The organism is uncultured Lamprocystis sp. (assembly GCF_903933125.1).
Classification (GTDB): domain Bacteria; phylum Pseudomonadota; class Gammaproteobacteria; order Chromatiales; family Chromatiaceae; genus Thiodictyon.
This window is the reverse complement of sequence record NZ_CAIZIZ010000191.1, coordinates 1-7552: the sequence shown is the minus strand read 5'-3', so window position 1 is coordinate 7552 and position 7552 is coordinate 1. Positions and strand designations below refer to the sequence as shown.

Annotated in this window: 5 protein-coding genes and 1 pseudogene; 3 read left to right on the top strand and 3 right to left on the bottom strand. The window is 68.1% G+C overall.

The window, feature by feature from the left end; genetic code table 11:
• The coding region (locus QZY03_RS09510) for a hypothetical protein (RefSeq protein WP_295580369.1) at positions 1-478 on the bottom strand (478 nt) is incomplete at its 3' end.
• On the bottom strand, positions 468-2918 hold the full coding sequence (locus tag QZY03_RS09505) for a DEAD/DEAH box helicase (RefSeq protein ID WP_295580367.1): 2451 nt from the start codon (positions 2916-2918) through the stop codon (positions 468-470). The genes QZY03_RS09505 and QZY03_RS09510, both read right to left, overlap by 11 nt.
• A gap of 370 nt (positions 2919-3288) precedes the next feature.
• Between QZY03_RS09505 and QZY03_RS09500 the strand changes: the two genes are divergently transcribed.
• On the top strand, positions 3289-4278 hold the full coding sequence (locus QZY03_RS09500; protein WP_295580366.1) for an adenosine kinase: 990 nt from the start codon (positions 3289-3291) through the stop codon (positions 4276-4278).
• Here the strand turns inward: QZY03_RS09500 and QZY03_RS09495 are convergent.
• Positions 4214-6616 (bottom strand): hypothetical protein, encoded by a 2403-nt coding sequence (locus QZY03_RS09495; RefSeq protein WP_295580364.1) that lies wholly within the window; start codon positions 6614-6616, stop codon positions 4214-4216. The genes QZY03_RS09500 and QZY03_RS09495 overlap by 65 nt on opposite strands.
• 94 nt (positions 6617-6710) lie before the next feature.
• Here QZY03_RS09495 and QZY03_RS09490 point away from each other — a divergent pair, with 94 nt between their 5' ends.
• Positions 6711-7271, top strand: coding sequence for a zinc ribbon domain-containing protein (locus QZY03_RS09490; protein ID WP_295580363.1), 561 nt, complete (start codon positions 6711-6713; stop codon positions 7269-7271).
• 56 nt (positions 7272-7327) lie between these two features.
• A pseudogene (locus QZY03_RS09485) lies at positions 7328-7552 on the top strand (hypothetical protein); the annotation flags it as partial.

Here is a 7552-nt window from a genome sequence, read left to right as displayed (position 1 = left end):
CTGTGGCATGGGCTTCTGTGGCATGGGCTTCTGTGGCATGGGCTTCTGTGGCATGGGCTTCTGTGGCATGGGCTTCTGTGGCATGGGCTTCTGTGGCATGGGCTTCTGTGGCATGGGCTTCCAGCCCGTGCCCACCGTCTGGACCCGCCTCCACGTCAAGCCAATCGGCAACGGGCACCGCCTCACCCCACGGCAGATCGCCCAGATTCGTTACGCCCGCCGGCACCACCCGCCCGTGACCCTGTCGACCGGACAGGCGCCGCTCCAGCCGCAGCACCCCCGGCGCCAGGCACTCGGCCCCCAGCGCGTTCGCCAGGGCACGCTCGTCCGGCATCCCGACCGGGTCACGCTCGGCCGTCCGCCCGACCCCAAGCCGACGCAGCCGCTCGGCCAACGACGGCCGGTCGGACATCGGCGCGTCCGGTATCGGGCCAGGTGCCTGACCCCGGATGCGGCGCAGCCGCTCTTCAAACCCCATGATCCGCCGCCGCATCGGCATCGCACGACCCTTCCAACAGCCCAAGCACGCGCAGCGTCGCCGCCCGCGGCGTGATCGCCCGCTCCGCGTCGCCGGGCAGCACCGGCCCCACGCAGGCGGGGCAGCCGCCGCTGCAGCCGCAGCCCGCCACCAGATCGCGAGCATCCCGCACCAGGGTCTCCGCGGCATCGTAGAGCGGTGCCGAGAGCCCCACCCCGCCCGGATAGTTGTCGTAGAGAAACAACGTCGGCTCGAAGCGGGCGACCGCGGTCTCTTCGACCAGCGCGTTGTCGGGTCCGCGCAGGTGGCCGCGGCCGTCGTTGCCGGTGACCGCGAACCAGGTCCCCTGCCCGTCGCCGACGGCCCGCCCCAGGTCGTGCAACTCGGCCATGGAGCGCAGTGCGGCCACATGATGCAGGGCATAGGCCGCGCCCAGGAACCCCTCGATCGCCTGCTGACGGTCGGGCAGCAGCGCCTCCAGCGCGGCCGGCTGCGCCTGCCACCAGACGGCCGTGGTGTGCAGTTCCTGATCGGGCAGATCGATGTTGCCGTAGCCGATATTGTCGTGGCTGTAATAGCGGATCTTCTTGTAACCGGGGTAGCGGCGGACCAGATGGACCTCCCCCTGCGCCACTACCCCGCCCGGCGCGGCGCCCGCCCCGCTCGCCCGCCCCTCGAAACGGTCCAGGATCTTGAGCCGGGTATAGTCGATGGCGTCGGTGTAATAGTCGGCCCGGGTGCGGGTGACGAAGGCCTTGCGGCCCGGCCAGTCCAGCCGCTCCACCTGATAGGGCTGTGACTGGATCATGTAGATGGCCCCGACGTAGATGGTGCCGGGGGCGCTGGACCAGTCGACCTCGGCGATGATGGTCTGCGCCCCGCCGGTGGTGTCGATGACCACGAAGTTGCCCTCCGCCACCGAGCGCAGCGAGACCGCGTTGGCCGGATAGCTGTCCGCCACCCAGAACCACTGATCGCCCTGACGCTGCAGGACACCCTCGTCGCGCAGATAGGAGAGCATCTCAGGCAAGTCCTCGGCGCCGAAGTGCTCGCCATCCCGGAACGGCAGCTCAAAGGCGGCGCAACGCACGTGTTCAAGCAGAATCAGAAGTTGATCCGGGTGGATACGGGCATGCTCCGGGGAGGCATCGAAGAAGAACTCCGGATGGCGGACCAGATACTGATCGAGCGGGTCACTGGTCGCGACCAGCACACCCAGCGACGGGCGCAGCCGCCGTCCGGCCCGCCCCAGGCGTTGCCAGGTGGCGGCGATGGTGCCCGGATAGCCGTTGAGGATCGCCACATCCAGGGCGCCGATGTCCACCCCCAATTCCAGAGCCGAGGTACTCACCACCAGATCGACCCGGCCGGCGCGCAGCGCCTGCTCGGCGGCGCGCCGATCACTCGGCAGATAGCCGCCGCGGTACGCCAGCACCCGCGGCGGGCGGCGCGGGTCCTTGTCAAATACGTCTTTCAGGTACTTGGTAATCACCTCCACCATCAAACGGGAGCGGGCAAAGACAATCGCCTTGAGCCCCGACTTCACCGCCATCCGGGCGATACGGGTGGTCTGCGAACGCGCGGAGGCGCGGATGCCCAGATCCGGATTGATCACCGGCGGGTTCCACAGCAGCAGATAACGCTCACCCTGGGGGGCGCCGCTGCGCGTGATGGCGGTCACCGGCTCACCGCACAGGCGCTGCGCCAGCTCCGCCGGGTTGGCGATGGTGGCCGAGGTAAAGATAAAGGTGGGCGACACCCCGTAGAAGCGGCAAATACGCCGAAGTCGGCGGAACACATTGGCGACGTGCGAGCCGAAGACCCCCCGATAACTGTGCAGTTCATCCACCACCACGAAGGCCAGACCCTCGAAAAACTGGGCCCACTTGGTGTGGTGCGGCAGGATCGCCTGATGGAGCATGTCCGGGTTGCTCAGCACCAGATCCCCGCCGGTGCGCACCGCCTTGCGGGCATCGCCGGGGGTGTCGCCATCGAAGGTATAGGCGCGAATCCCGGTGCCGCCGGCCGCCGTGAGCGCCCGGCCCAGATCGGTCAGCTCGGCCACCTGATCCTGCGCGAGCGCCTTGGTGGGAAACAGATAGAGCGCCTTGCGGCCATCCCGCAGCACGGCGTCCAGCACCGGCAGGTTGTAGCAAAGCGTCTTACCGGAGGCGGTCGGCGTGGCGACCACCAGGTGCCGCCCTGCCCGCGCCAGGTCGAATGCTTCGCGCTGGTGGGCATAGAGCCGTGGCACACCGCGCGCGATCAGGGCCGCGGCCAGGCCCGGCGCCAGCTCGGGCGGCAGGTCGGCCCAATCGGCCGGCGTTGCCGGGCGTACCAAAGCGCCGCTGATGCGCGCTTGATAGCGTGTCGTCAGCCGCTCCTGGAGGCGGATCACCGCCTGATCCGGTGCGGCAGGCAGTCGACCTGAGTCTGGCATCGTCTAAAGTTCCCGGATGATCTGGCACAACCGGCAGGTTACACCGAAGACCTTGAAAAAGCAGTGATCATGCCGGGACGCCGGGATCGCCATGGTTCTACGCAGATGATTTCCTGAAAGATATAGCCTTCGTCCCTGATATCCGGACAGAGCCTTGGTGTAGGGGCGGGTTTGAAACCCGCCTCTACGTCCGGTTATCAGGTCCGATGGCTATATCCACCCACATGCAGGGGCGACTGAAGTCGCCCCTACAAGCCCCTACAGGCCCATGCAGTCCGCAGGGATCTTGCAGGCCGGCGCAGTCGGTATCTTCTCGGGAACCGGCTTCAGGTAAACTGCCCCGCTTTGACGCACTAATCCCGGAGTCTCAATGGCGCGCTATCACGTTTACGGCATCGGCAATGCCCTGGTCGATATGGAATATGAGATCGGCTATGCCGACCTGGACGCACTCGGCATCGACAAGGGGGTGATGACCCTGGTGGACGAGGCCAAGCAGCTTGAGATCATGCTCTACCTGGCCTCCCATCACCATCAGCGCGGCTCCGGCGGCTCGGCCGCCAACACCCTCATCGCCTTGAGTCAGTTCGGCGGCAGCGCCTACTACTCCTGCAAGGTGGCGGACGATGAGCTGGGCCATTTTTACATGAACGACCTGCGCGAGGGCGGCGTCGACACCAACCACCACACCGAGAAGGACCAGGGTCACACCGGCCGCTGCGTGGTGCTGGTCACCCCCGACGGCGACCGCACCATGTGCACCTTCCTGGGTGTGAGCGGCAACCTCTCCGGCAACGAACTGGTCGAAGAGGCACTGCGCGATGCGGACTGGTTCTACACCGAGGGCTATCTGGTCACGTCCCCCGGCGCCCGGGCGGCATCCATCCGGGCGCGCGACATCGCCGCGACGGCCGGGGTGCGCACCGCCATCTCGCTCTCCGATCCGAACATGGTCACCTATTTCAAAGAGGGCCTGCTGGAGATGATCGGCCCCGGCGTCGATCTGATCTTCGCCAACGAGTCCGAGGCCATGGGCCTGGCCGACACGACCAACCTCGACACCGCGCTCGCGTATCTCAAGACCATCAGCCGCGAATTCGCCGTCACTCGCGGGCCGAAGGGCGCCTTGGTCTGGGACGGTCGCGTCCTGACCAAGATCGCCGGCAACAAGGTCGATGCGATCGACACCGTCGGCGCCGGGGACATGTTCGCCGGAGCCTACCTCTATGGACTGACCCAGGGCTGGGACCGCCAACGCGCGGGGGATCTGGCCTCCGCCGCCTCCGCCCGGCTGGTCACCACCCTCGGACCGCGCATCCGCCGCGAGGAGACCCAGGAGATCCTGCTGGGCTTTCTCTGAGCCCTGGTCCGTCCCCGTCCGGGCGGGGCGCGGACGGCGTCGGCGCGCGGGTTGCAATGCGTCGGCGCGCGGGCTCACGCCAGAGCGCACAGAGTGCGAGCAGCAGGAACAGCGTCATGAGCGCCGGAACGTCCAGCAGGGTGCCGGTCAGGCCCAATACCAGAAAACCGACCAGGGCCACGGCCAGCACGGCCGCAAACAGGTGCCCCCGCCGCGCCTGCCCGAACGCGCGCCCCAGCGCGGTGACGCTCAACACCGCGAAGGCGGCCAACCCGAGCAGTCCCAGGTCAAAATAGAGGGCGACATACAGGTTCTTGAGATGCCAGGCGAGGTGCCGGAAATCGTTAAAGGCGAACCAGCGATCACCCCCGGCCGAGAAATCGCCGTTCGCCAGCAGGTCACGCCCCGCGGGATCGAGCAGGCTGACCCGCGCGATATCGATCACACTCCCGGCGCCACCCTGATTGGTCAAGACGAACACGGTGGTTCGCGGATCGTACCAGGGCGGGATGGACGCCGCATCCAGGTCGAACTGCCCCGCCAAGTCCTGCCAATCCGCGGCGCCTGCTGCAAGGGGAAAGCCGAGTTCCCGGGTGCGCGGCTGCCACCGTTCCGGCTCCAACAGGCGCCGCGGTTGCAGCTTGACCTTCAGCCCGGCCGGGCTGTTCCCTGGATTACGCGCCCGCACCAGCACCCGATAGGACCCCGGGGTCAGGCCGGTCAGGCGCTGGCCGAAACACAGGTCACCGGTCCCGACCAGGCGCAGGTAGGGGGACATGCCGGCCGGGGGGAAGTACCAGATCCCCGCGCTGTGATCGGCCGCGCTCGTTACGTTGGTCAGCGGGAAGCTGCCCAGCCCCTCCCCCAGAAGGACGGTCAGCGGGGCCGCGGCCCGCAGCGACAGACCCTGCTGCCAATGCGCAAGACGCGTCTTGAAGTCCTGGCCGGCGGTGGCCGCACGTACCTGAATCTGATACCCCGACAAACTCAAGGTCGCCGTCGCCAGCAGCAGCCCGAGACCGAGCAGAAGTGTGCCGGCCGCGCGCCAACCCAGGTGGGGCCGCAGCATCCCCCCCACCGCGAGCCCGCCCACCCCCAGCACCAGAATCGAAGGCAGCACGATCGCCAACCCCGGAACCAATGCAACCGTGTTCCAGCGGCTGGTCAACATGGCCCACAGTGCCAGCCCCGCCCCCGCGGCGAACAGCACGGCCAAGCCCCCGCTGAGCAGCGCCGCCGAGGCGCCGCGACGCACACTCAGACCGGCGGCCAGCCCCCCCAGGATCACCGGCAGATAGCCCAGGAGCAGCAGGCTGCCGCCCCAGCGGTAGCCGAGCAGAAACAGCGCCAGGCTGACCAGCAGGTAGCCGGCCATCGCCGCCAGGCGCCCGACGGACAGGGCGGCATGGCCGGCCGCGACCGCGCTTGTCAGTGCCAGGGTCAGGAACGCCATCCCGACCGCCAGATAGGTCGTGCGGGTAAAGGTCACCATGAGGGCGTAGGCGGCCAATCCCAGGGCCGCGGCGCCTAAGAGAACGAGCGGCCAGCGCCGGGCTCGCAGCAGGGTCCAGAGTGCCAACGGCCAAGCCAGCACCAGCAAACCGTCCACGGCTTCACCGCCCAGGTGCATCTGCGACAACGGGCCGGTGATCCGGTAGGTCCCGGACAGGTCGAGCCAAGTCGCCACCAGCCCGGTCAGGTTGGTTGCGGTGACCAGGTCGATGAGCAGGCCCCGCTCCCAGAGCACCAAGCCGCCGAACGCGCTCAGCGCCAGCGCGCAGCCGACGGCGAGCCGCGTCTCGGTCGCCGTCCGGTCGGCGCTCAACTGCGCGGCGAGCAGGGGCCAGAACACGAGTGCCCAGAGCGGACCTTTGGCAACCCGCAGCGCGTTCCAGTTGCTGAGATACCCATTCCAGGCATTCGCATCCAGTGCCGCCAGGGGGAACAGACCGCGAACCAGACCCACCAGCAGGACCAGTGCCAGGAACCAGACCGGCACGAAACTGTGCCGCAGCAGGTGCGCACCGCTGCCGGAAACCTGTCCGGCCGCCCAGGCCGAACCGGCCAGAATGGCCAACAGGGCGTCTTGCTCGCCAAGCAGCAAACGGCCGGACCAGACACCCAGGTCCACCACGGCGAGGAGCACCGGCAGGGCGATCAGCCAGGCGCGTGGATCACGCCACTGGGCGGCCCCCAGCACCAGCGCGAGGATGGTCAACCAGGGCCGTCCCAGCGGATAATCCCACAGCAGCCCGACCCCCAGCCCCAGGAGGCAGAGCCCGAGACCGCGTTGCCCCCAGTGCGCGGGAGTCGATTCAGAAATTGCGCGGATCACCATCGCTTTGTGGTTCGCCTGTTCGATCGAGGATACTGTCCGTCGCGCACGACCGGCCCCGCGCGGCCTTACACTCACTCGCCAACGGTCCCAACCCATGCCTGTCTACGAGTTCTATTGTCCGGATTGTCACACGATCTTCAATTTCTTCGCGCGGCGTGTCGATACCGCCACCCGCCCGGACTGTCCGCGCTGCGGCCGGCCCGAACTGGGGCGCCAGGCAAGCCTGTTCGCCATTAGCAAAGGCCGTGCCGAGACCGCCGCGCAAGACACCGAGGGACTGCCGGCCGGAGTCGACGAGGAGCGCATGATGCAGGCCTTCGCCGCCATGGCCGGGGAGATGGAGGGCCTCGACGACGCCGACCCCAAGCAGGCGGCACGCCTGATGCGGCGTCTGTTCGACGCCTCCGGACTCAAGCTGGGCGACGGCATGGCCGAGGCGATCCGCCGTATGGAGGCCGGCGAGGACCCGGAGCAGGTCGATGCCGAGCTGGGCGACGCGCTGGAGAGCGAGGACCCGTTCACCGCCTTGACCGCGGGGAAAAGCGGCGCGGACGCGTTGCGCAGCCTGCGCCGCGAACTCTTACCGGCCGCCCGCGACGACACCTGGTATCCCCTGCACGGCTCGGATCAGGGAGCGATCCGGCCGGATGCCTGATTTCACGCAAATCACCTGACCATTGATGAACGCAAGCGGACCGCACCCGGCGCCGCGTGCGCGACTCGCGCACCCAGCAATTCCAAATTTGGGCGGCACCGCGCGACCTCTGGTGGATGCGGCGCGCGCGACCGCCGTGCCGAGTCCCCGAGACCGAGCGACGCGCCTTATCCACCCTACAACGGAGCCGGTTTCGTAGGGTGGATAAGCGCAGCGCATCCACCATCGGCCTCGCTGCCGACACGCTGTTGGCGGCGGCCACCCAAATTTGGAACTGCTGT

Bases quoted from the DNA above. Each gene is read 5' to 3' on its own strand.
- QZY03_RS09505 (WP_295580367.1), bottom strand. From the start codon at position 2,918: ATGCCAGACTCAGGTCGACTGCCTGCCGCACCGGATCAGGCGGTGATC.
- QZY03_RS09500 (WP_295580366.1), top strand. From the start codon at position 3,289: ATGGCGCGCTATCACGTTTACGGCATCGGCAATGCCCTGGTCGATATG.
- QZY03_RS09495 (WP_295580364.1), bottom strand. From the start codon at position 6,616: ATGGTGATCCGCGCAATTTCTGAATCGACTCCCGCGCACTGGGGGCAA.
- QZY03_RS09490 (WP_295580363.1), top strand. From the start codon at position 6,711: ATGCCTGTCTACGAGTTCTATTGTCCGGATTGTCACACGATCTTCAAT.